This window comes from Burkholderia sp. SIMBA_062 (genome assembly GCF_046534765.1).
Lineage (GTDB): Bacteria > Pseudomonadota > Gammaproteobacteria > Burkholderiales > Burkholderiaceae > Burkholderia > Burkholderia ambifaria.
Genome location: NZ_JAWRYD010000004.1, coordinates 210,880 through 232,824 on the forward strand (window position 1 = coordinate 210,880; position 21,945 = coordinate 232,824).

Annotated in this window: 26 protein-coding genes; 12 read left to right on the forward strand and 14 right to left on the reverse strand. The window is 66.5% G+C overall.

The window, feature by feature from the left end; translation table 11 throughout:
* Nucleotides 1–19 precede the first annotated feature (19 nt).
* The gene (locus SB786_RS05835) at nt 20–1,057 is read right to left on the reverse strand and encodes a sulfate ABC transporter substrate-binding protein (RefSeq protein WP_410726690.1); all 1,038 of its coding nucleotides are present in this window, start codon (nt 1,055–1,057) and stop codon (nt 20–22) included.
* A gap of 264 nt (nt 1,058–1,321) precedes the next feature.
* Between SB786_RS05835 and lexA the strand changes: the two genes are divergently transcribed.
* Genes lexA through SB786_RS05850 form a run of 3 tightly spaced genes read left to right on the forward strand, consistent with a single transcriptional unit; the run spans nt 1,322 to nt 3,056 of the window.
* A complete protein-coding gene (gene lexA / locus SB786_RS05840) occupies nt 1,322–1,969 on the forward strand; it encodes a transcriptional repressor LexA (RefSeq protein WP_006759459.1) in 648 nt (215 codons plus the stop codon).
* Between the two features lie 26 nt (nt 1,970–1,995).
* Entirely contained in the window at nt 1,996–2,334 is a 339-nt protein-coding gene (locus SB786_RS05845; RefSeq protein WP_006754654.1) for a hypothetical protein, read from the forward strand.
* A 29-nt stretch (nt 2,335–2,363) separates the two neighbouring features.
* Nucleotides 2,364–3,056, forward strand: a complete 693-nt coding sequence (locus SB786_RS05850; RefSeq protein ID WP_410726691.1) for a DUF2939 domain-containing protein — start codon at nt 2,364–2,366, stop codon at nt 3,054–3,056.
* Between the two features lie 104 nt (nt 3,057–3,160).
* Here SB786_RS05850 and SB786_RS05855 read toward each other — a convergent pair whose 3' ends face one another.
* A complete protein-coding gene (locus SB786_RS05855) occupies nt 3,161–3,658 on the reverse strand; it encodes a universal stress protein (RefSeq protein ID WP_410726692.1) in 498 nt (165 codons plus the stop codon).
* On the opposite strand from SB786_RS05855, the gene SB786_RS05860 reads away from it, so the two are divergent.
* The 3 genes from SB786_RS05860 to SB786_RS05870 all read left to right on the forward strand — a co-directional run bounded on the left by SB786_RS05860 (nt 3,657) and on the right by SB786_RS05870 (nt 5,744).
* The gene (locus SB786_RS05860; protein WP_410726693.1) at nt 3,657–3,821 is read left to right on the forward strand and encodes a hypothetical protein; all 165 of its coding nucleotides are present in this window, start codon (nt 3,657–3,659) and stop codon (nt 3,819–3,821) included. The two genes, SB786_RS05855 and SB786_RS05860, sit on opposite strands and share 2 nt — an antisense overlap.
* A gap of 168 nt (nt 3,822–3,989) precedes the next feature.
* Complete coding sequence (gene nodI, locus SB786_RS05865; protein ID WP_410726694.1) at nt 3,990–4,904, forward strand: nodulation factor ABC transporter ATP-binding protein NodI; 915 nt, start codon at nt 3,990–3,992, stop codon at nt 4,902–4,904.
* A gap of 6 nt (nt 4,905–4,910) precedes the next feature.
* A complete protein-coding gene (locus tag SB786_RS05870; RefSeq protein WP_410726695.1) occupies nt 4,911–5,744 on the forward strand; it encodes an ABC transporter permease in 834 nt (277 codons plus the stop codon).
* A gap of 59 nt (nt 5,745–5,803) precedes the next feature.
* Here SB786_RS05870 and SB786_RS05875 read toward each other — a convergent pair whose 3' ends face one another.
* The 4 genes from SB786_RS05875 to SB786_RS05890 form a co-directional block, all read right to left on the reverse strand.
* On the reverse strand, nt 5,804–6,226 hold the full coding sequence (locus SB786_RS05875) for a hypothetical protein (protein ID WP_006759454.1): 423 nt from the start codon (nt 6,224–6,226) through the stop codon (nt 5,804–5,806).
* A 173-nt stretch (nt 6,227–6,399) separates the two neighbouring features.
* Nucleotides 6,400–7,458 (reverse strand): permease, encoded by a 1,059-nt coding sequence (locus SB786_RS05880; protein ID WP_006759453.1) that lies wholly within the window; start codon nt 7,456–7,458, stop codon nt 6,400–6,402.
* The gene (mnmH, locus tag SB786_RS05885; RefSeq protein ID WP_410726696.1) at nt 7,455–8,582 is read right to left on the reverse strand and encodes a tRNA 2-selenouridine(34) synthase MnmH; all 1,128 of its coding nucleotides are present in this window, start codon (nt 8,580–8,582) and stop codon (nt 7,455–7,457) included. Before mnmH ends, SB786_RS05880 begins: the two co-directional genes overlap by 4 nt.
* Nucleotides 8,583–8,646: 64 nt before the next feature.
* Nucleotides 8,647–9,600, reverse strand: coding sequence for a LysR substrate-binding domain-containing protein (locus SB786_RS05890; protein ID WP_410726697.1), 954 nt, complete (start codon nt 9,598–9,600; stop codon nt 8,647–8,649).
* A gap of 164 nt (nt 9,601–9,764) precedes the next feature.
* Between SB786_RS05890 and SB786_RS05895 the strand changes: the two genes are divergently transcribed.
* Nucleotides 9,765–11,186 (forward strand): M20 family metallopeptidase, encoded by a 1,422-nt coding sequence (locus SB786_RS05895; protein ID WP_410726698.1) that lies wholly within the window; start codon nt 9,765–9,767, stop codon nt 11,184–11,186.
* A 35-nt stretch (nt 11,187–11,221) separates the two neighbouring features.
* Nucleotides 11,222–12,508, forward strand: coding sequence for an MFS transporter (locus SB786_RS05900; RefSeq protein ID WP_410726699.1), 1,287 nt, complete (start codon nt 11,222–11,224; stop codon nt 12,506–12,508).
* 84 nt (nt 12,509–12,592) lie between these two features.
* On the opposite strand, the gene SB786_RS05905 is transcribed toward SB786_RS05900, so the two are convergent.
* Both SB786_RS05905 and SB786_RS05910 read right to left on the reverse strand, forming a co-directional pair.
* On the reverse strand, nt 12,593–13,645 hold the full coding sequence (locus SB786_RS05905; protein ID WP_410726700.1) for an NADP(H)-dependent aldo-keto reductase: 1,053 nt from the start codon (nt 13,643–13,645) through the stop codon (nt 12,593–12,595).
* Nucleotides 13,646–13,838: 193 nt separating this feature from the next.
* The gene (locus tag SB786_RS05910) at nt 13,839–14,276 is read right to left on the reverse strand and encodes a PaaI family thioesterase (protein ID WP_006757989.1); all 438 of its coding nucleotides are present in this window, start codon (nt 14,274–14,276) and stop codon (nt 13,839–13,841) included.
* Nucleotides 14,277–14,446: 170 nt separating this feature from the next.
* Here SB786_RS05910 and SB786_RS05915 point away from each other — a divergent pair, with 170 nt between their 5' ends.
* A complete protein-coding gene (locus tag SB786_RS05915; protein ID WP_410726701.1) occupies nt 14,447–14,929 on the forward strand; it encodes a winged helix-turn-helix transcriptional regulator in 483 nt (160 codons plus the stop codon).
* 432 nt (nt 14,930–15,361) lie between these two features.
* Complete coding sequence (locus tag SB786_RS05920; RefSeq protein ID WP_410726702.1) at nt 15,362–15,985, forward strand: phospholipase D family protein; 624 nt, start codon at nt 15,362–15,364, stop codon at nt 15,983–15,985.
* A gap of 171 nt (nt 15,986–16,156) precedes the next feature.
* Here SB786_RS05920 and SB786_RS05925 read toward each other — a convergent pair whose 3' ends face one another.
* The 5 genes from SB786_RS05925 to SB786_RS05945 form a co-directional block, all read right to left on the reverse strand.
* The gene (locus SB786_RS05925) at nt 16,157–16,375 is read right to left on the reverse strand and encodes a hypothetical protein (protein ID WP_410726703.1); all 219 of its coding nucleotides are present in this window, start codon (nt 16,373–16,375) and stop codon (nt 16,157–16,159) included.
* Between the two features lie 655 nt (nt 16,376–17,030).
* Nucleotides 17,031–17,504: a VOC family protein gene (locus SB786_RS05930; protein ID WP_410726704.1), complete on the reverse strand. Its 474-nt coding sequence runs from the start codon at nt 17,502–17,504 to the stop codon at nt 17,031–17,033.
* Nucleotides 17,505–17,666: 162 nt separating this feature from the next.
* Entirely contained in the window at nt 17,667–18,260 is a 594-nt protein-coding gene (locus tag SB786_RS05935; RefSeq protein WP_410726705.1) for an aspartyl-tRNA synthetase, read from the reverse strand.
* The gene (locus tag SB786_RS05940) at nt 18,224–18,478 is read right to left on the reverse strand and encodes a hypothetical protein (RefSeq protein WP_410726706.1); all 255 of its coding nucleotides are present in this window, start codon (nt 18,476–18,478) and stop codon (nt 18,224–18,226) included. The genes SB786_RS05935 and SB786_RS05940 overlap by 37 nt, the downstream gene beginning before the upstream one ends.
* Nucleotides 18,479–18,515: 37 nt before the next feature.
* Complete coding sequence (locus SB786_RS05945; protein ID WP_410726707.1) at nt 18,516–18,824, reverse strand: phosphatidylserine/phosphatidylglycerophosphate/cardiolipin synthase; 309 nt, start codon at nt 18,822–18,824, stop codon at nt 18,516–18,518.
* A gap of 208 nt (nt 18,825–19,032) precedes the next feature.
* Here SB786_RS05945 and SB786_RS05950 point away from each other — a divergent pair, with 208 nt between their 5' ends.
* Together SB786_RS05950 and SB786_RS05955 are read left to right on the forward strand one after the other, a co-directional pair.
* Nucleotides 19,033–19,776 (forward strand): DUF695 domain-containing protein, encoded by a 744-nt coding sequence (locus tag SB786_RS05950; RefSeq protein ID WP_410726708.1) that lies wholly within the window; start codon nt 19,033–19,035, stop codon nt 19,774–19,776.
* Nucleotides 19,777–20,459: 683 nt separating this feature from the next.
* Nucleotides 20,460–20,924: a plasmid fertility inhibition factor family protein gene (locus SB786_RS05955; RefSeq protein ID WP_410726803.1), complete on the forward strand. Its 465-nt coding sequence runs from the start codon at nt 20,460–20,462 to the stop codon at nt 20,922–20,924.
* Between the two features lie 72 nt (nt 20,925–20,996).
* Here SB786_RS05955 and SB786_RS05960 read toward each other — a convergent pair whose 3' ends face one another.
* Nucleotides 20,997–21,515 (reverse strand): GNAT family N-acetyltransferase, encoded by a 519-nt coding sequence (locus SB786_RS05960; protein WP_410726804.1) that lies wholly within the window; start codon nt 21,513–21,515, stop codon nt 20,997–20,999.
* Nucleotides 21,516–21,945: the final 430 nt, after the last annotated feature.

Sequence of the window (21,945 nt, forward strand, 5' to 3'; positions counted from 1 at the left end):
CGTGGCGTTACTGTTCGCGTTACTGCGGCTTGTAGATCGAGTCGAACACGCCGCCGTCCGCGAAATGCGTCTTCTGCGCATTCGTCCAGCCGCCGAACGTGTCGTCGACCGTATACAACTTCAGCTTCGGGAACTGCTTGGTCAGCTCCGCCGGCACGTTCTTCGAACGCGGACGGTAGTAGTTGCGCGCAGCGATCTCCTGGCCCTGCGGGCTGTACAGGAAATTCAGGTAGGCGTCCGCCAGCTTGCGCGTGCCCTTCTTGTCCACCACCTTGTCGACCACCGCGACGGGCGGCTCGGCCAGGATGCTCACCGACGGCACGACGATCTCGAACTTGTCGGTGCCGAATTCCTTGATCGACAGGAACGCCTCGTTCTCCCACGCGATCAGCACGTCGCCGATCCCGCGCTGCACGAAGCTCGTCGTCGCGCCACGCGCGCCCGAATCGAGCACGCCTGCATTCTTGTAGAGCTTCGTCACGAATTCCTTCGCGCCCTGCTCGTTACCGCCCGGCTTGTGCACGGCATACGCCCATGCGGCCAGGTAGTTCCAGCGCGCGCCGCCCGAAGTCTTCGGGTTCGGCGTGACGATCGAGATGCCCGGCTTGGTCAGGTCGTCCCAGTCCTTGATCCCTTTCGGGTTGCCCTTGCGCACGAGGAACACGATCGTCGACGTGTACGGCGATGCGTTGTCCGGCAGGCGCTTCTGCCAGTCCTTGTTCACCAGCCCCTTGTTGGCGAGCGCGTCGATGTCGTAGGCGAGCGCCAGCGTGACGACGTCGGCCTGCAGGCCGTCGAGCACCGAGCGCGCCTGCGCGCCCGAGCCGCCGTGCGACTGCTTGAAGTTGACCGTCTCGCCCGTCTTCGCCTTCCACTCCTTGCCGAACGCCTGGTTGAAATCCTGATACAGCTCGCGCGTCGGGTCGTACGACACGTTCAGGAACGTCGTATCGGCCTGGGCATGCGTCACGACGCCCAGCGCCGCCGCCGCGCCCAGCGCGAGTGTTGCGATCAGGCGGCCCGCTCCGCCTACCAGCCCCGTATTGCGCTTCGCCATCCTTGGTTCTCCAGTGTTGTCGGTGTTGCGATGTCGGGCCAGTCTAGCGAACGGGTTACATGATTAAAAATAATCGTTATTCATTTTTTAATACTCAAAAGTGCTAACGCAGACTGGGCGGACGGTTGAGGCAGACAAACCGGCGTCAGGACGTCGCGAAATCGCGGCGGAACCGGCGCGATCGCGTCGAACCTCAAGTAACACTTGAAATTCGCGAAGTACTGTATAAAAATACAGCTCACTGTCTATCCATACAGTTAAGCCATGACCAAACTCACCGCACGTCAGCAGCAAGTGTTCGACTTGATCCGCCGGGCGATCGAGCGCTCCGGTTTCCCGCCCACGCGCGCCGAGATCGCGGCCGAGCTGGGTTTCAGCTCGCCGAACGCGGCCGAGGAACACCTCCGGGCGCTGGCGCGCAAGGGCGTGATCGAGCTCGCCGCCGGCGCGTCGCGCGGCATCCGCCTGCTCGGCATCGAGGATGCCCCGCACCAGTTCACGCTGCCGCATGCCGGCCTGATGCAACTGTCGCTGCCGCTCGTCGGCCGCGTGGCGGCCGGTAGCCCGATCCTCGCGCAGGAGCACATCTCGCAGCATTACGCATGCGATCCCGCGCTGTTCACGAGCAAGCCCGACTACCTGCTGAAGGTGCGCGGCCTGTCGATGCGCGACGCCGGCATTCTCGACGGCGACCTCCTCGCCGTGCAGAAGCGCACGGAAGCGAAGGACGGCCAGATCATCGTCGCGCGTCTGGGCGACGACGTCACGGTCAAGCGCCTGATGCGCCGGCCCGGCGGCCTCGAGCTGATCGCGGAGAACCCGGATTACGAAAACATCTTCGTCAAGGCCGGCAGCGCGGAATTCGCGCTGGAAGGCATCGCCGTCGGGCTGATCCGCTCGGGCGAACTCTGACAATCGGTCTCGCTGAGGAGAACACCATGGAACGCCTTTCCCGTTTGCTGCCTTTCCGTCAATTCGGTCGCCTGCGTCACCTGCGCGGCCGCACGCCCTGTGCGCCGCTGTCCGCCGCGGCGCCCGTGGTGAGCCAAGAAGTCGCAGTCGAACGGCAGGCGTCGCTGCTGCCGTCGGCGCTTCCCGCATTCGCGCGGGTCTCGCTGAATGCCGGCCTGAATCACGCGGAACCGGCGCGCCGTGCGCCCGTGCGCGTCTATCACGGTCGGTCGCGGCTGATCATGGTCGGGACGATCGATGCCGTGTGCCGGATGATCGATCGCTGCATCGCCGAGGAACGATCGTCCACGCACGGCGGTCTCTGATTGCGGAACCTGTTCCCACCGGAGGCATCGTGACTGGAACTTCGGGCCGCGCGTGGCGGCTCAAGCCCCTGCTGATTGTCGTGCTGGCCGTCGCCGTCCTGGTGGCGGTCGGCTATGCATACGCGTCGCCGTACGTCGCGCTAGGTCGCCTGAAATCGGCGATCGACGCGCGCGATGCGCAAGCGGTCAGCGAATATGTCGACTTTCCGTCGCTGCGCATCAGCCTGAAGCAGCAGGTCACGGAAGAGTTGATGCGTCGGATCGACGCGGTGAAGAAGGACAATCCGTTCGCGGTGATTGGCGCGCTGATCGGATCTGCGTTGATCGGCCCGCTGGTCGATGCCTATGCGACACCGGAAGGTGTGGCGGCGTTGATGAGCGGCATCCCGCCGCGCGGTAATCCGGGCGAGCGGCCTCCCGAATGGTCGGGGCCGCCGTCAGGCGGTGCGCCCGGCAACGCACCGGCCGCGCCACCGGCCAATCCGGCTAGCGCACCCCTGCCGGGCAGCAATACCACCGCCTCGGCTGCGTCTGCGCCGGCACCCGCGCCAGCGAGCCCGAGCGAGGCCGGTCATCCGCGGCAAACGAGCGCCGGCTACCGGAATATCGATGAATTCGTTGTGACGTACCAGCGCAGCGCCGACGGCACGCACTATGCGGCGGTCTTCCGCCGCTTCGGCCTGTTCTCGTGGAAGCTGTCCGCGATCGACCTGCACGCCTGAGCAATCGCAATCGCAGTGACGGTCGCGGTCGATGCCGCTGATGCGGCACTGCGCGCGACCGCGCCTGAATCGCAGGCAATCCGGCCGTTCACGCGATTACTGCGTTACTTGCCGTTCGCGATGGCCGCTTCGCGTTCGCGCGCGATTTCGGCCTTTTGCTCTTCGGCCGACGAACACGCGACCAGAATGCTGCAGTTCACGCGATCGAGCAGTTGCGTGTTGCCCGACCCCATCCACCATCTCGACAACCCGCTGCGGCACCGATGGCCGACGACGACGAGGTCGGCCTTCAACTCCGTCGCAAGATTCGCGATTTCGTCGATCGGATAGCCGAACGCGAAATGGCCTTCCGCCTGAACGCCACGCTCGCGCAGCCAGTTCACGCCTTCCTGCAGGATTTCGCGCGCGGTTTCCTCGAAGCGGCCGCACGCGACGTCGGTCAGCAAGCCTGCGCTTTGCGCGATGCTCGAGCGCATGTCGACGACCGACAGCAAATGCGTTTCCGCCTTCAGGTCCAGCGCGAGATTGGCCCCGCATCGCAATGCCTTGCGCCCTTCGAGCGTGCCGTCGTAGCACAGCAGAATCTTGTTGTAGCTAGCCATGAAACCTCCCTATCGCGACTACGTGCGCTATGCACTCATCATGGTGCGCCGCAATTCAGGACGCAAGGGATGGAAAACGCTGATTCGCCACGCGGGGCGCGTCGACGATGATGCGGTGCACGATCCGCGCGCCGATGCACCGTGCCGCGCCGGCATGCGCTGAAGAGACGCAGCCGATGCACTAGAATGGCCCGTTCGTGCCCTCGACGTGCGTTCGCCCCGGTCATGCCCATGTGACACGCATTCGCCCGATCCGTTCGCCGGCCCGCAAGCCCAGCCAGCCGGCCGGCCGCGAAACGCGTCCGCGCCCGCTTACAACGACAACCTGCCCATGTCCGTTGCACCGATCGATTTCCGGAACGTTGAAAAGCGTTATGGCGACAAGCTCGTCGTCAACGATCTCTCCTTTCACGTGCAGGCCGGCGAATGCTACGGCCTGCTCGGGCCGAACGGCGCCGGCAAGACCACGACGCTGAAGATGCTGCTCGGCCTCGTGTATCCCGATGCCGGCGCCATTTCACTGTGCGGCGAACCGGTTCCGACACGCGCGCGGCATGCCCGCCGGCGCGTCGGTGTCGTCCCGCAGTTCGACAACCTCGATCCGGACTTCACGGTCCGCGAAAACCTGCTCGTGTTCAGCCGCTATTTCGGGATGTCGGCGCAAGCCGCACGCGCGCTCGTGCAGCCGCTGCTCGAATTCGCGAAGCTGGAAAACAAGGCCGATGCAAAGGTGGGCGAGCTGTCGGGCGGGATGAAGCGGCGTCTGACGCTCGCCCGTGCGCTCGTCAACGATCCCGACGTGCTGGTGCTCGACGAGCCGACCACGGGCCTCGATCCGCAGGCGCGGCACCTGATGTGGGAGCGGTTGCGCTCGCTGCTCGCGCGCGGCAAGACGATCCTGATCACCACGCATTTCATGGAAGAAGCCGAACGCCTGTGCGACCGGCTGTGCGTGATCGAGGAAGGTCGCAAGATCACCGAAGGCGCGCCGCATGCGCTGATCGAGTCCGAAATCGGCTGCGACGTGATCGAGATCTACGGGCCTGAGCCGGTCGCGTTGCGCGACGAGTTGGCGCCGTTCGCGAAGCACACCGAGATCAGCGGCGAAACGCTGTTCTGCTACGTGACCGATCCCGAGCCGCTCAGTGCGCGACTCAAGGGGCGCGTGGGGTTGCGCTATCTGCATCGTCCAGCCAATCTGGAAGACGTATTCCTGCGGCTCACGGGCCGCGAAATGCAGGACTGATCGATCATGGACGCACGCAACTATTCCGCCGCGGCACCGTCCGCGCCGCCCCGCGAGTCACGCTTCGCGATCGCACTGCCCGCGAACGCGACCAACTGGATCGCCGTGTGGCGGCGCAACTACCTCGTGTGGCGCAAGCTCGCGCTCGCATCGCTGTTCGGCAATCTCGCCGATCCGATGATCTACCTGTTCGGGCTGGGGTTCGGGCTCGGCCTGATGCTCGGTCACGTCGACGGCGTGTCGTATATCGCGTTCCTCGCCGCCGGCACGGTCGGTTCGAGCGTGATGATGTCCGCGAGCTTCGAGTCGATGTATTCAGGCTTCTCGCGGATGCACGTGCAGCGCACCTGGGAAGCGATCATGCACACGCCGCTGTCGCTGGGCGACATCGTGCTGGGCGAGATTGTCTGGGGTGCGAGCAAGGCGCTGTTGTCGGGCGTCGCGATCATGCTCGTCGCGGGCCTGCTCGGCTATGCGCATTTTCCGTCGATGCTCGCGGCGCTGCCCGTGATCGCGCTCGCCGGCCTCGCGTTCGCGAGCACCGCGATGATCGTCACGGCGCTCGCGCCGTCCTACGACTTCTTCATGTTCTATCAGACGCTCGTGCTGACACCGATGCTGCTGCTGTCGGGTGTGTTCTTTCCGATCACGCAGCTACCGCCGATCGCGCAGCGCGCGGCGCACATGCTGCCGCTCGCGAACGCGGTCGAACTGATCCGGCCCGCAATGCTCGGCCGGCCGGCGACGGACGTCGGCCTGCATCTCGCGGTGCTCGCCGGCTATGCGATCGGCGGATTCGTGGTCTGCGCGTGGCTGTTCCGGCGGCGGATGATGCGCTGACGGCCGGCGCGCCGGCCGCCGGCCCGCTGCGACGACGTCGAGACGCCATTCGGACGACGTTACTCGTCGTCATCGCTCCACGGGATCTCGACGTCGGTCAGGAAAGCGACGGTCGCCAGCGGGCCGCCTTCCTGGCGACCGAGCTTGCCGTCCGCACGATGCCATTCGACGCGGAATTGCGTACCCGGATCGTCGGCGATCAGATAGACCGCACGCAGCTCTTCCGCGTCGGCTTCGTCCACCGGGCCGTCGAACGACACCAGCATCTTCTGCGGCCACAGGCCGTTTACCGGATCGTAAATGCGGTCGCCCTGCGGAATCTCGATGCTGGCCTCGACGCCGATCGTGGCGGAGGCCTCGATGATCATCGTGCCGAGCGCGTTCAGCACGGCAGTCGCCCGCGCGGAATTGGCCTGGCGGATCGCGAGATCGCCGCGCGTCAGCGCCTTTTCGAGTCGAGGATGAATCTTCGGTTGGGTCATGCGTTTTCCTGTTTGCTTCTTGTAAAGGGCGCCGCCCGCGTGAAGCGGCAGCGCCGGATGAATACGACGATCAAGCGACGGGACCGGTCAGCGCGCGGCGCAGCGGCCATCCCGCAGGCCCGGTTGCCGGCTGCCGGGCAGGTCGCGCCGGCTGGCCGTCCCGTGCGTCGCCGTCAGAACCCGAACGCGATCGCGAGCAGCCCGCTCGCGATCCCGAACACGACGACGAGGGCCGCGACGATCGCCAGCATGTACGGTTTGAACGAACGCGCGAGCATCGCGAGCGACGGCACGCTGATCGGCGGCAGCGTCATCAGCAGCGCGGCGGCCGGGCCGACACCCATGCCGAGCGACAGCATCGCCTGGATGATCGGCACCTCGCCGGCCGTCGGGATCACGAACAACGTGCCCGCAACCGCGAACGCGATGATCCAGCCCAGATGGTTGCCGATATCCGGGCCGATATGCGGGAACAGCCAGGCGCGCGCCGCGCCGAGCAGCAGCACGAGCACGATGTATTCAGGCACGAGCCGCACGGCCATGCGCGCGAGCAGCTTGATCCAGCGGACGAACGGATTGCCGGCCGCGGCCTGTCCGGCCGCCAGCGCGGCGAGGTGCGCGTCGTCGATGCCGCGGTCCTCGGGACGCGCGATGCGGTTCAGCAGATAGCCGATCCCGAACACCATCGCAATGCCGAGCACGAGCCGCAGCGCGCTCCAGTGCCAGCCGAGCACGAAACCCATGAACACCAGCGCGGCCGGATTCAGCACCGTGTTGCCGAGCCAGAACGCGACCGCGCCGCCCGGCGACGCGTGCCGCGCGCGCAGTCCGGCGACGACCGGCGCCGCGCAGCACGTGCACATCATGCCGGGCAGCGACAGCAGGCCGCCCGCGGCGACACTGCCGAAGCCCGTGCGGCCGAGCACGCGTGCGACCCAGTGCGCGGGCAGCAGCGCCTGCACGGCCGAACCGAGCAACAGGCCGAGCACCATCGCCTGCCAGATCGCCTTGCCGTATGCCCATGCGTAGTCGAGCGCCGCCTTCAGCGACGGCTCGGGCGCGCTCGCCGACGTGCCCATCAGGATCGACTGGCCGATCGAATGATGCTCGGCGGCGACGAATGCCTTGTTGTAGTACGGGAACCATTTCACGTAGAACAGTCCCGCGACTGCGATCAGCAGGAAGGTCATCCAGCCGAGCGCCGGATTGGGTTGGGTGCGTGTGGTCGTCATCGTGTGGTGGTCGATTGGTTTGTGTCGATGGGGGATCCTGCTGCCGCGCCGGCGACGGGCGACGCCGCGAGGCCGGAGCGCGCGAGCGCGTCGAGCAGCGCGCGCGCCTGCTGGCGCACGTCGGCCGCATTCGGCCGGAAAGTGAACGTCAGCACGCGGTTCGATTTGTCGTACGACGAACGATAGGTGCGTGCATACGCAGGATCGTAATGCTTGTCGATCAGCGTGCGGAACAGTTCGGCGCGCGCGTTCGCATCGATCAGGGCGTTCCAGCGCGCGACCTCTTCCCGGCTGTGCAGGCCGATCAGTCGATGCAATTGCGCCTTGAACGCGGCCGGTTCGTCGAACAGGTGCGCATAGTCCTCGAGCAGGAACGCGATGCGTTCGTCATGCTCGGCCTCGACCTGCACCCACGGCCCCGCGCGAAACGCGTCCATCAGCGCGAGCGGCAACTGTACGAGCCCGATCTTGCGGCTTTCCGATTCGACGAAGACGGGCCATGCGGGGTCGAAACGCTCCAGCGTGCCGACGAGGCCCGAATCGAACGACTTCTGCGCGGGCTGCGGCACACCCGGCAATGCGCCGAGCAGCGAGCCGCGGTGGCAGGCGAGCGCCTCGAGATCGAGCGTCTGCGCCCCTTCGTCGCGCAGCGCGTTCAAGAGCCGCGTCTTGCCGCAGCCCGTATGGCCGACGAGCGCGATGTAGCGGAACCGCGTGGGCAGCGTATCGAGCGTCGCGCACACCGAGCGGCGATATGCCTTGTAGCCGCCGTCGAGCTGCCGCGCCTGCCAGCCGATCAGGTTGAACCAGGTCGTCATCGAGCCCGAGCGCTTGCCGCCGCGCCAGCAGTAGATAAGCGGCCGCCAGTTGCGCGGACGGTCGGCGAACGTGGTGTCCAGATGGCGCGCGATGTTGCGCGCGACCATCGCCGCGCCGACGCGCGTCGCTTCGTACGGCGACACCTGACGGTACATCGTGCCGACGATCACGCGCTCCTCGTTGCTGAGCACGGGCGCGTTCAGCGCGCCGGGAATATGGTCCTCGGCGAACTCGAGCGGCGTACGCACGTCGATGATCTCGTCGAACTCGCCGGCGCGATCGAGGGTGACAATCAGGTTCTTCAATTTGGCGTCGAACAGGGGCGATGCGGCTCGGTGAGCCGCACGGGCACGGAAGGCGGATTCGCGATTATCTCACGCCCGGGCGTCTCGGGCCGCGCGCGGCAACGGGCGGTGGCGACGCGGCGCTCATCACGTCGACCAGATGGTCGCGAAACGCGCGCACCGACGCGGGCAGGTCGCGCCCCGCCATGGTCTGCACCTGGATGCTGCGCTCGCGCAACTGCGGGTTCGTGACGGGCACGACGACGAAGCCGTCCGAGTCGAAGCGGTCGCGTACCGACAGCAGCCCCGTGAACATCACCGCGCCGGTGCGCTGCGCATAGCGGTACATCACGGCGGTGTTGTTGCTGGTCAGTTCCGGCTCGAGCATGAGCCCGTCGAGCACGCACGCGATGTCGATCAGCTGGCGCACCGTCGTGCCGGCCTCCGGCAGCACATGCGGGTGCCGCGCGACGTCGGCGAGCGACACGGAGTCGCGCGCCGCGAGCGGATGGTCGCGCCGCACGAGCGCGAAGACGGGCGCACGCTCCGTATGTTCCACGCGCACGCCCTGCTCCGGCGCCAGGCTGAACGTCAGCCCGATGTCGGCGTCGCCGTCGCGCACGCGCCGCGTCGCCTCCGCCGGCGATACGACCCACACCGAGAACTCGACGCCCGGGTGGCGCGCCTTGAAGCCCGCGAGCGCGCTCGGCAGGAAATCGATCGCGAACCCTTCCGAGCAGACGATCTTCAGCAGGCTGCCGTGCAGCGCTTCCAGGCCGCCGATTTCCTTCATCACGTGCTCGGCCTCCAGCAGGCTGCGCTGCGCGAAGCCCAGCAGCCGTTGGCCGGCCTCCGACAGCGTCATCCCACGCGGCCGCCGCTCGAACAGCGGCGCGCCGAGCTCGCTCTCGAGCTTCGCGATCTGCCGGCTGATCGCCGAGACGGCCACGTGCAGCCGTACCGATGCGTCGCTGATCGACCCGGTGCGCGCCACTTCGACGAAGTACCGCAGCGCAAGACCATGCAGGAAAGCCGCCATCGTTCTGTCTCCGGGCCCTCGGTCCGGGCCGCTTTGCTTTGCCTTTTCGGCAACGAGATGTTCGAAATTCGATCATTGTGACAAAAAAAGCGGCTTTCTAGAATCGATCGCACTCCCCGCCATGCGCGCCGCGCCCGCAGGAAAACCGACTAAGGAGACACGTCTTGAGCCGTACCGCCGCCATCCAGCACGCGCTGAACCAGTTCGAATCGGGCGCCTTCTTCACAACCCTGAGCCGCCGCGTCGGCCTGCGCACCGAAAGCCAGGACAGCGGCGCGGGCGCCGCATTGCGCGCGTACCTGACCGACGAGATCGCGCCGGAAGCCGCGCGCCTCGGCTTCACGTCGCGCATCGTCGAGAACCCCGTCGTCGGCGGCGGCCCGTTTCTGCTGGCGTCGCGCCACGAGGACGACGCGCTGCCGACCGTCCTGATCTATGGCCACGGCGACGTCGTGCGCGGCTACGACGCGCAATGGCGCGCGCCGCTGTCGCCGTGGACGCTGACCGTCGACGGCGATCGCTGGTACGGCCGCGGCAGCGCCGACAACAAGGGCCAGCACACGATCAACCTGGCCGCGCTGGCGAGCGTGCTCGACGCGCGCGGCGGCCAGCTCGGCTTCAACGCGAAACTGCTGATCGAGATGGGCGAGGAAGCGGGTTCACCGGGCCTCGACGCGCTGTGCCGCCAGGAGCGCGACGCGCTCGCGGCGGACGTGCTGATCGCGTCCGACGGGCCGCGCGTCACCGCCGAACGCCCGACCGTGTTCCTCGGCTCGCGTGGCGCGGTCAACTTCAAGCTGAGCCTGCACGCCCGCGACGGCGGCCATCACTCCGGCAACTGGGGCGGCCTGCTGCGCAACCCGGCGACCGTGCTCGCGAACGCGCTCGCGAGCCTCGTCGACGCGCGCGGCACGATCCAGGTGGCGGGGCTGCGCCCGCCGCCGATCCCGGCCGCCGTGCGCACCGCACTCGCCGACCTGTCCGTCGGCGGCGGCCCCGGCGATCCGGCGCTCGACGCCGACTGGGGCGAGCCTGGCCTGTCCGCCGCCGAGCGCGTGTTCGGCTGGAACGCGTTCGAGATCCTCGCGTTCAAGGCCGGCAATCCCGACCATCCGGTCAACGCGATTCCGCCCGTCGCGTATGCGCACTGCCAACTGCGTTTCGTGGTCGGCACCGACTGGCAAGCGCTGCATGCGCACCTGCGCGCGCATCTCGATGCGCACGGCTTCGCCGACGTCGAGATCGACGTCGAACGCGGCGCGCCGGCGACGCGCCTGCCGCCGGACGATCCGTGGGTCCGCTGGGCCGTCGCGTCGCTCGCGCGCACGACCGGCAAGAAGCCCGCGATCCTGCCGAACCTCGGCGGCACGCTGCCGAACGAAGTGTTCGCCGATACGCTCGGACTGCCGACGCTGTGGGTGCCGCACTCGTATCCGGCCTGCTCGCAACACGCGCCCGACGAGCATCTGCTCGCAAGCGTCGTGCGCGAGGGGCTGCAGATGATGGCCGGCCTCTTCTGGGATCTCGGCGACGCCGCGCCGCCCGTTCGCCGCGCGGCGCCCGCCGCGGCCGGCGCCGCCCTGTAACGCGATTCGCCCCTTTCTCGGGACCTGCCCACACGATGAATACGACCACCCTGACCTCGCAGGACGCCGCGCTCCCCAGCGCCGCGAAGATCCGGCGCATCATCTTCGCCGCCTCGATCGGCAATGCGCTCGAATGGTTCGACCTGATCGTCTACGGCTTTTTCGCGGTGACGATCGCCAAGCTGTTCTTCCCCGCGACCAGCGAGGCGACGTCGCTGCTGCTCACGCTCGGCACGTTCGGGCTGTCCTACCTGATCCGGCCGATCGGCGGCTTCGTGCTCGGCGCCTACGCCGATCGCGCGGGCCGCAAGGCGTCGCTGCTGCTGTCGATCGCGATGATGATGGTCGGCACGCTGCTGATCGCGCTGATGCCGACCTATGCGTCGATCGGCGTCCTCGCACCGCTCGGGATCATGCTGTCGCGGCTGATGCAGGGCTTTTCGGCCGGCGGCGAATTCGCGAGCTCGACCGCGTTCCTCGTCGAACATGCGCCGCAGCGGCGCGGCTTCATGTCGAGCTGGCAATTCGCGAGCCAGGGGCTCGCGACGCTGCTCGCGTCGGGCTTCGGCGCGCTGCTGACGTCGACGCTGAGCACCGCGCAACTCGAAAGCTGGGGCTGGCGCGTACCGTTTCTGTTCGGGCTCGCGATCGGTCCGATCGGCCTCTATATCCGCCGCTACGTCGACGAAGGGGTCGAGTTCCGGACGCAGGCGCGCTCGGAGGCGCCCGTGCGCGAGCTGTTCGCGGACCAGAAGATGCGCGTGCTGCTGTCGATCGGCGTGCTCGTGATCTCGACCGCGATCAACTACATGGTGCTGTACATGCCGACTTATGCGATCAAGCAGCTCGGGCTGCCGGCATCGACGGGCTTCGCGGCGACGCTCGCGACCGGCTTCGTGCTGACGCTCGTCACGCCGCTCGTCGGCCATCTGTCCGATCGCACCGGGCGGATCCGCGTGATGGCTGCGGCCGCCGTGTTGATGCTCGCGACCGTCTGGCCGACGTTCGTGTGGCTCACGCATCATGCGTCGTTTTCGACGATGCTCGCCGCGCTGATCTGGATCGGCCTGCTGAAGGCGACGTACTGCGGCGCGCTGCCGGCACTGATGGCCGAGCTGTTCCCGGCGCAGACCCGCGCGACCGGTCTCGCGGTCAGCTACAACACGGGCGTCACGCTGTTCGGCGGCTTCGCGCCGTTCGTGATCACGTGGCTGATCAGCGCGACCGGCAACCGGCTGTCGCCCGCACTGTATCTGATGGGCTGCGCGGTGTTGAGTCTCGTCGCACTGTTGGTCGCGCGCACGCGGCTCGGGATGCGCTAACCGCGCGCAAAGGAAACGACCGCGCACCGATGCGCGTCGGACGCTGCCCGTCGCGGCAAACCTGCCGCGCGGGCCGCTCGCCGTTTAGGGCGCCGGGTTCGGCTGCAGTTCGTGCAGCGCGTCGATCTCGACCACGATCTCGTCGGACAGCTTCACGTCAATGCTGCCGATGTTCTCCTTCAGCTGGTCGAGCGACGTCGCGCCGACCAGGTTGCTGCGGACGAACGGCCGGCTGTTGACGAACGCGAGCGCCAGCTGGGCGGGCGACAGCCCGTGCCGCTTCGCGAGCGCGACATAGCGCGACGTCGCTTCGACGGCGTGAGGCTTGCTGTAGCGCTGGAAGCGCTCGAACAGCGTGATACGCGCGCCGGCCGGACGCGCGCCGTTCTCGTACTTGCCGGACAGCCAGCCGAATGCGAGCGGCGAATAGGCGAGCAGGCCGACGCCATCGCGATGCGTGAACTCGGACAGGCCGTTCTCGAACGTGCGGTTCAGCAGGCTGTACGGGTTCTGGATGCTCGCGATGCGCGGCAGCCCGAGCTTCTCGGCCGCGCGCAGGAATTGCGCGACACCCCACGGCGTTTCGTTCGACACGCCGATCGCGCGGACCTTGCCGGCCTTCACGAATTCCGCGAGCACGCCCAGCGTTTCCTCGATCGGCACCGTATACGCATCGTCGACCCACGGATACGCAGGGCGGCCGAATGTCGTCGTGCTGCGATCGGGCCAGTGCAACTGGTACAGGTCGACATAGTCGGTCTGCAGGCGCTTCAGGCTGCCGTCGAGCGCCTCGGTCAGGTTCTTGCGATCGAACTGGTTGCCTTCGCCGCGAATGTGGCGCGGATTGTGCGGCTGCCGCGCCGGGCCCGCGATCTTCGTCGCGAGCACAATCCGGTCGCGTTGCGCGCGATGCTGCGCGAGCCAGGTGCCGATGTACTGCTCCGTGCGGCCCTGGGTGTCAGGCTTCGGCGGCACCGGGTACATCTCCGCAGCGTCGATCAGCGTGACGCCCTGCCCGAGCGCGTAATCGATCTGCTCGTGGGCGTCGCGCTCCGAATTCTGCTCGCCCCACGTCATCGTGCCGAGACCGATCAGGCTGACCTCGATGCCCGAATCGCCGAGTGTGCGGTATTCCATGCTGTTCCTGTCACGTCAGTGGAAAGCAGAAACGCTATCACATTGAACAGAACGCTTCAGATGGCCGAGTCGCACCCTTACGGGCGGCCTTCGGCGTGTGCACGGCCCTCGCTCATGCGGATGGCGGGCGCCTCCGCCTGTGCGTCGTTCGGGTGACGTCGGACGGCCGAGGTGGCACGCCGCCGCCGCTGCGTCACTGCGGCCGCTGAATGAAGCAGGTCGCCGATGCGTGCGCGACGATCTTGTCGTCGGGCGTCTTCAGCGTGCCTTCCGCGACGCCGAGCGAACGCGACAGGTGAATCACGCGCCCTTCGGCGATCAGGTCGACGTCGCGCGGCACGGGACGCAGCATCTTCACATGCAGGTCGACCGTGCCGTAGCCGACGCCCGCGTCGAGCATCGAATGCACCGCGCAGCCCGTGACCGAGTCGAGCACCGTCGCGGCGAATCCGCCATGCACGCCACCGAGCGGATTCAGGTGCCGGCCGTCCGCCCGCGCGGAAAACTTCACATAGCCGAGCTCGACGCCCAGCGGACGCATCGGGATCGTTTCGGAAATCGACGCGAGCGGCACGTCTCCGGCCGCGGCCGCACGCAGCAGATCGAGACCGGACAGGGAAAGCGGATTCATCGGGTTGTCTCCGGGGTTGATGGCGCGTCGCCGCGCATGTAAGTTCCAAATTAGAACTTATTATTGACAACCGCCCCGAGCTTGTCAACGCAGCCGACGCCCGTTGCAGCCGAAGGTCAGTTCTATAATCGAACCCGCTTCTTTGATGAACCGCCGCGCGAGACTCGACGATGAAATGGGATGACATCGGTACGCTGAACTGTTCGGTCGCGCGCACGCTCGCCGTGCTGGGCGATCGCTGGACCATGCTGATCCTGCGCAATGCCTTTCTCGGCTGCCGCCGCTTCGATGCGTTCCAGACGCAACTGGGCCTCACGCGCCACGTGCTGGCCGAGCGGCTCGCGCGCCTCGTCGACGAAGGCGTGCTGGTCAAGCGCGCGTATCAGGAACGGCCTCCGCGGTTCGAATACCGGTTGACCGAAAAAGGCCTTGATCTTTATCCGGCCCTGCTCGCGCTGATGACGTGGGGCGACCGCTGGAAGGACGACGGCCAGGGGCCGCCGCTGCAATTGCGCCATCACACCTGTGGTGAGCTGATGCATGCAGTCGCGGTGTGCTCCGCATGCGGCGAGCCGCTCGATGCCCACGACGTGCAGCCGGAGCCCGGCCCCGGATGGGTCGCACCCGAGGCAATCGGGCCGATGGAGCCCTGATGCCTGATGCCTGATGCCTGATGCCTGATGCCTGATGCCTGACGCGGCGCGCGTGCCCTGCGCATCGCAGCGCGGCCTCATGCGGGTGCGAGTTGCATGCGTTTCAGCCTACCGAACAATCGCGTTGCCGCGCCCGGCCCGCGGCCCTCATCTCATCGATCGCACAGCGCATTGAACCTGCACCAGCGCGTAAGCGCATTTGTTCATGCGCGGCCTTGTCGTTCCACCTGCGCACGCACGCGCTGAACAATCGACCTTCGTCAACCGGCGCGCCCATCCGGTCGCTGCGGAAAACCCCGCGGCATGATGAGCACCGCCCCATCCCCGCTGCAGGCTGTTACGCCATCGCTTCCATTCGCATCCGGGCGTGACCGCGCCACCGTGCTGCGTTACACTCACGGCCCGCCGTCTCAAAATCATTCGCTGTCCAAGATGTTGTCGCGCAAACGCCTCGCCGCCACCTGCCTCGCCGCTTCCCTGCTCGCCACACCCTTCGCCGCCTTCGGCAAGACGCACAATGAATCGCTGCTGCAGCAGGCAATCGACTTCATCGCGCAACTGCTGCCGACGCCGGCCCATGAAGCACCCGCCACGCAGGCCGTCGAATCGGCGTTCTCGCCCGATGGCGGCGCCGAGGCGCTCGTACTGAAGGCGATCGGCGCCGCGCGCACCTCGATTCGCGTGGCCGCCTACTCGTTCACGTCGCCGCCCGTCACGCGCGCGCTGCTCGCCGCGAAGCGCCGCGGCGTGAATGTCGCGGTCGTCGTGGACGACAAGGGCAATCGCGCCAAGAGCAGCAAGCAGGCGCTGAACCTGCTCGTCAACGCGGGCATTCCGACGCGCACGATCGACGCCTACGCCATCCATCACGACAAGTACCTCGTGATCGATGCCGAACATGTCGAGACCGGCTCGTTCAACTACAGCGCTTCGGCAGCCAGCCGCAATTCCGAAAACGTCGTCGTGGTCTGGAACAATCCGCAACTCGCGTCGCGCTATCTCGCGCATTGGCAAAGCCGCTTCGACCAGGGCGCGCCGTACCGCTCGTCGTACTGACGCATCGCACAAACGCAATCGCCACTCGCATGCGGCGCGGCCGACGCGCGTCGTTGCATGCATTCGCTTCGTGATGTCGTCAATGATCGCTGCGCATGACGCGGCAATCAACCTGGCCGAATGGCCGGCACACGCAGCGTGACCGCACCGCTAGCAGCGGAATCGATGAAATCAATGAATCTCGGGCGATCGCTCCGCGACATGCGCGGTCGCGACACACCGGCTCGCCCGCGCGTGCGCATCGCTTGACGAAAACTTCGGCAGATCGCGATTGCCGCCCGGCAGCGCGCGCAGTACGCAGTCCGAGCTGAAGGTCAGCGTGCTCTGGACCATCGGATAAAGCAGGTACAGCGCCAGCGCGAGATAACCCGCGTACAGAATTCGGACCATGGTGCGATAGATGAACGATTGACTCGTCCTATTTACGGCATCGCACCGGACAGCTTGAGGCACCGGACACAAATTCATCTCGTGCACGCGTGAAGCGCCTGCATGGTTCTGCTCGCATGGCGCATGCGCAGCTCGCGAACGACATGAGGGTGGTCCAGCGCGCGCGCAACAACGATCGCTTCCGCGACAACCCGCTCGTCACGGGCCAGCCGGGCATCCGCTTCCACGCAGGCCGGCTGCGCGCCGCACCGAACGGCCTACCCGTCGGCGCACGCGGAAGCGCGAACTCTGCGCCGGCGCACTCGCCCGGCTCGGCAGCGACGGATCGTCGTGCTGTTGAGCGCTGTTGAGCACCGCCGATCCGGACGACGTCGGCGAGCCGATCGCGCGCGTCACGCAGACGCTCGCCCTGCGCAACGCGGCCGACGCACGCGGCTATGCGATCCGGTCCAGTGCCGGTCACGCCGCATACGAACCCTGCGCGGCATCACGTCGCCGCGCTGCTCGCCTCAGCCGATCGTCGCAGGTACGAGGACAACCACCGTGGCAAGGCCACCGACGCATGAGGGCAGACGAACCGCGTGCCGATACGCGACGATCCGCGCCGCTGCATCCGCAGGCGCGAGCCGCGCTCAGCCGGCTTCGCCCGACTCGCTCAGCTTCCGCACGGCGGCGCGCTCGCCATCGCTTGCGCGATCTGCTCGGGCGTCAGATCGCCCTGATGGGTCGCGATCGACCAGCGATGGCCGAACGGATCCTCCACTTGCCCATAGCGATCGCCCCAGAACATGTCGGCGGCCGGCATCGTGACCGTTGCGCCGGCCGCGACGGCTTGCGCGATCGCCGCGTCGGTGTCCGGCACGTACAGGTGCAGGCAGACCGACGTGCCTTTCAGTGCCTTCGGTCCGAGTGCGCCATGCTCCGGCATTTCATCGACGAGCATCAGCGTGGAATCGCCGATCGCGAGGCACGCGTGCGCGAGCCGGCCGTCCGGGGTCGGCAGGCGAAACCGTTCGGTCGCGTTGAACGCACGCTTGTAGAAATCGATGGCTGCGGCTGCGCCGGCGCAGATCAGATGCGGCGTCAGCGTGCGCATTCCTTCCGGGATCGGGTTGACGGACGTGGCCATGGGTGTCGCTCCTTCAGTCGGTTGTCGTGTCGAAAATCGGGACGGACGCACGATGCGCACGCCTCCAACGCTACGACGGACGGCCTCGACGGAAATCGACACGCATGCCCGGATTTTTTATCGCTCGCGACAGGGCGGCCAGATCACGCACGACGCACGGGATCAGTCCGTTCGGCCGACAGGATCATCCGGCATGCCGAACTGCCGACGGCACGCTTCGAGCAACGCGGCAACCGCGTCGAGCGGAAGGTCGGCGAACCGGTTGATCGGCAGCATCACGCCGCCGGGCACCCTCGTGCGCGACGAGTGCGCCGAGAACTGGTAGCCGATGTACCGGTTGCCTGCGACGCTGATCATCCCGAACTCGGTCACGTCGCGCCACCGCGTCACCGGCTTTTCACGCACGGAACCGACCAGCCTGAAGCCGGTTTCGTCGATATGCAGCGCCATCTTGCGGCGCGACCCGAAGAAGAAGGCGCCGCTCGCGAGAGCCAGCACCACGGCCAGTGCCCCCACCGGCCAGAGCGTCCGGTCGGCCGCGTACCCGCACGCGGCCAACCCGGCCAGCGCCCCGCAGACGATCGCCTTGCGCCTGAAACTGCGGCCGTCGACCGGCAGGACCATCGGCAACGCGCCGATCACCGTTCCCGCAACCGGATCGACATGCGAGCCGGAATCGTTCGTTTCGCTTGCTTCGCTCACCGTTTCGGCCGCTCCCGTCAATTGCACACGTTGACCGTGCCGTTGGACGTGCATTGACCGACCGCCCAGTGACTCTGCGCCGCGAGGTGCGGCGCGACGCCGATTGCGCGAATCTGCGTCGCCGGCGACGAAGCCGGAATCGCGGCCGATGCGGTCTCGGGCGACGGCTGCATGGATTCGGTCTGACAGGCCGCGAGCATCAGACAGAGTGCGGCTCCCAACGGGGCAATGGCGTATCTGGACATGGCTTCGTGCGCGGTAGCGTGATTCATGTGTGGGCGGCTCGCGGGAACACGGGCCGATCGCCTTTCAGATCTGCGGAAGATCACGCAACGTGCGCGACTCGTTCGTCGCATCGATGTCGAGTTCGATCCCTGCCGACGCGTCGCGATACAGCACGCGCTTCAGTTTCGGCCCCACCGCCGTTCCGTCCGCTTCGTCAAACACGGCATGAACGTCGTTGCCCGCAGCAAGCGCGCGTGCCACTTCCTCCACCGGCGCCTCGCTCGGCGTGGCCGCCCACGACCGATCCGTCGGATTGACGGCCGCCCAGCGCACGTGCGTCACACGCGCAGTGAGCACGTCGATTCGGACACCATTCACAGCGAACATCGACATCGGAATCTCCTTCGAAACGATTGCGGCCGGGCGAACGCCCGACGCCGGAAGCCGACGATCGCGCGATAGCAGGCGAATTCGACTGCCATCGGGCCAGCCAGGCCAGCCGGATCGACAATCATCGGCGCGGCGTCGGCCAGCGCGATTTTCGATGATACATTGGGACGCTTTGCAACCGTCAACAGACAATCGTGCACGGGAGAAACACATGACCGACGCCTGGGGAACCTTCCCTGCCAGAATGGGCGACCATCAGGCTTTCATCAGCTTCAATCACCGCTTTGCGGAAATCGCCGAAAGCGATCCGCGCACGTCGCTGCTCAGCGTACGCGTCACGCTGGCGCATCCGACGCCCGAAGGTCTGCCGAGCGGTGACGAGTTCGCCGATCTCACGAAGATCGAGGATCTGCTGGACGCCGCCGTGACCGCGAAAGACGGCGTGCAGGTCGGCCGCGTCACGGTCGACGGCAACCAGGATTTCCTGTTCTACGTGCCGTTCGACGAAGAAACCGCGACCGGCATCGTCGACTCGCTGGCCGAACAGACGACCTACGCACTTCAGTACGCGTACCAGGACGATCCGGACAAGGAAACGTACTGGCGCACGCTCTACCCGACCGACGACGACTGGCAACTGATGCGCGACATGCGCGTGCTCGAGGCGCTGCGGCAGAAAGGCGACGTGAGCGACATGAGCCGGCGCGTGATGCACTGGGCCTACTTCCCGGAGCCGAGCGACGCGCACCAGTTCGCCGACTGGGCCGAGTCGAAAGGCTATCTGGTCGAATCGGTCGCACCGACCGAGGACGGCAAATCGGCCGTGCGGTTTGCGCACGAAGGCACGATGGTGCTGGCCGACATCACGCACCATACGCTCGAGATCAATCGCGAAGTACGCTCGCTTGGCGGCGAATACGACGGCTGGGAAACCAGCGTCGAGCAGGCGGGCTGATCCGGCCGACACGCGCGTTGCGCGCGACCGGGCCTTGACGGGTTCGGGACAAAAAAGCATCCCGGCAGCGCGAGCGCGCGCCGCCGGGACCAGGGCATCGCCGGCCTTAGCCTGCGATGGGCCCGAGCGGCCGCTCAGGCACGAGGAAAGCGATTCATGCGGATCAGGCGAACGAATGCCGGGGGTGCGAAACGCCGCGTGCCGAACGCCTGTCCGGTTTCGCCGACGCGGCTTGCATGCGCCGGGCGGGCAAAAAGCCCCGCTCCTGCGCGAGCGAGCGGGGAAACGGTTGACCGGGCCGGGGTAGAACGGTCAACCGGTCTGATTCTCATCGTGGCCCGTGCAACCGTCTGTGCGGCAACTCACCCTTTCAACCGGAAAGCCCATGCCCCCTCGCAGGCGCGCCGGGCAGCGACGATCGCGCCGGCAGTCAGCAGCGTTCCTATGTTCATGATTCGCGTGCGGATTTTTGATTGATGCGGGCGATTTCTTATATCGCGCCGCGACTTCTGGCATGTCGCGTGCATGGCTAAAACCGCATGATTCCGTTTTCCTTGAATCAGCGATTTGTCTTTTCGGATTTTCGTGAAATCATGTTTCGCGATTGGTATCTGCCGGATCCGCCACCGCGACCGTGCTGCTACCCTGCCGCCACAAAAATCGCTTCGCCACCGAAGGAAACAATGACACTCGCTCGGGCACAACATGACGGCGTCGATGTCTGGATCGTCCAGCTTCCGGGACACGCCGCCTATGCCTATACGCATCTCAAGCGGGTATTCGCATCCGACGACTCGCGGCATCGCGTCGTGATGGTCGACCTGACGAAACTGCTCGCCTGCGCCGATCGCGATACGACCGACTACGTGCTGCCGGCGGTTCAGTACTGGGCGCCCGGCAAGGCCGCCGGCATCCGCGAATTCCTCGACCCGGCCGAGCCCCGGATTCCCGATATGCCCTTCATCACGTTCCGCGAGATGAGAACGCGGACGCTGCTCGGCATCCCGGGCCTGTCGAAAGTCGGCGTCGCGTCGTTCCGCAACGGTCAGCATCGCGCGCGCTATCTGGCGCATGCGGGGGCGACGAGCCTGCCTGTCGAGGTGCATGACACGGAGGCCGATCTGCTCGTGCGGTATTGCGGCGAGTGACGGATGGAACCTTGGTCGATAGCGGAATGGGTCATGCAGCGGGCATGCGCACGGTGCGATGCCGACAGGCCGTCAGGCCTCGATCATGTAGATCCGGTCGGCGACTTCCGTCCGGCCGATGACGCTGGTTTCGACGCCCGCCAATCGCCAGCCGTTGTGCTCGTAGAAGCCAATCGCGCGGACGTTGCCCTCGAGCACCAAAAGATGAACCTTGTCCACGCCGATATTTCGAGTCCATGCGCGAACGGCTTCGATCATGCGCTTGCCGATCCCGCTTCCGTGATGTGCGGGAAGGACGTGAAGGCAATCGAGCAGGACGCCGAGCGCCGGATCGACCGGTCTTTCGGCGCTCACGAAACCGATGGGCGCACCGTCCGATTCCGCGATCAGCACGAGGCCCCATTCCGCTTCGTTGCGATCGAAATAGTGTCGCCACCGCGTCGCGTGCTCCGTCGGCACCTCATCGGACAGATAGGCCGCGGGCAGGATATGGCTATAGGCGTTCTGCCAGCTCAGCGTATGCAAGCCCGCGACGCGCTCTGCGTCGTGTGACGTCGCGCTGCGCAGTGTGAAGGTTGGGGTTTCCGGCATGCTGGGGTCGCTTGCGTTGCGTAATCGAGGCCGGGAAAGTGTAGCAGCCGCGATGTTTTCAGCGGCGGATTGCCTCGCGAATCGCATCAGATGTTGCACGGCGCCGCAGCTGGCAAAAAAATGCCCCGGCGCCTTCCGGGGCGCCAGGACAGAACGGCCCTGGAAAATCGAGGGCACGAGGAATCTATACATTACACGAATGCAAGCATGTTAAGCATGGGCGGCTTGCGCCAAGTCACTGGCTTATTCCGCCAATTTGCGTGCGACGGGCGTGCCAGGACGATCGTTTTGGCCTGGCGAGTTCGCGAACGACGCAGCGCTGCCTGGGTGACAACTTTCGAATGACGCAACGGCACCGGCTGCGGTATCGAAACGCTGCATGCGAATTACCCGAAATGAGGATGAGCCGAACGCTCCGGGGAATGACGCC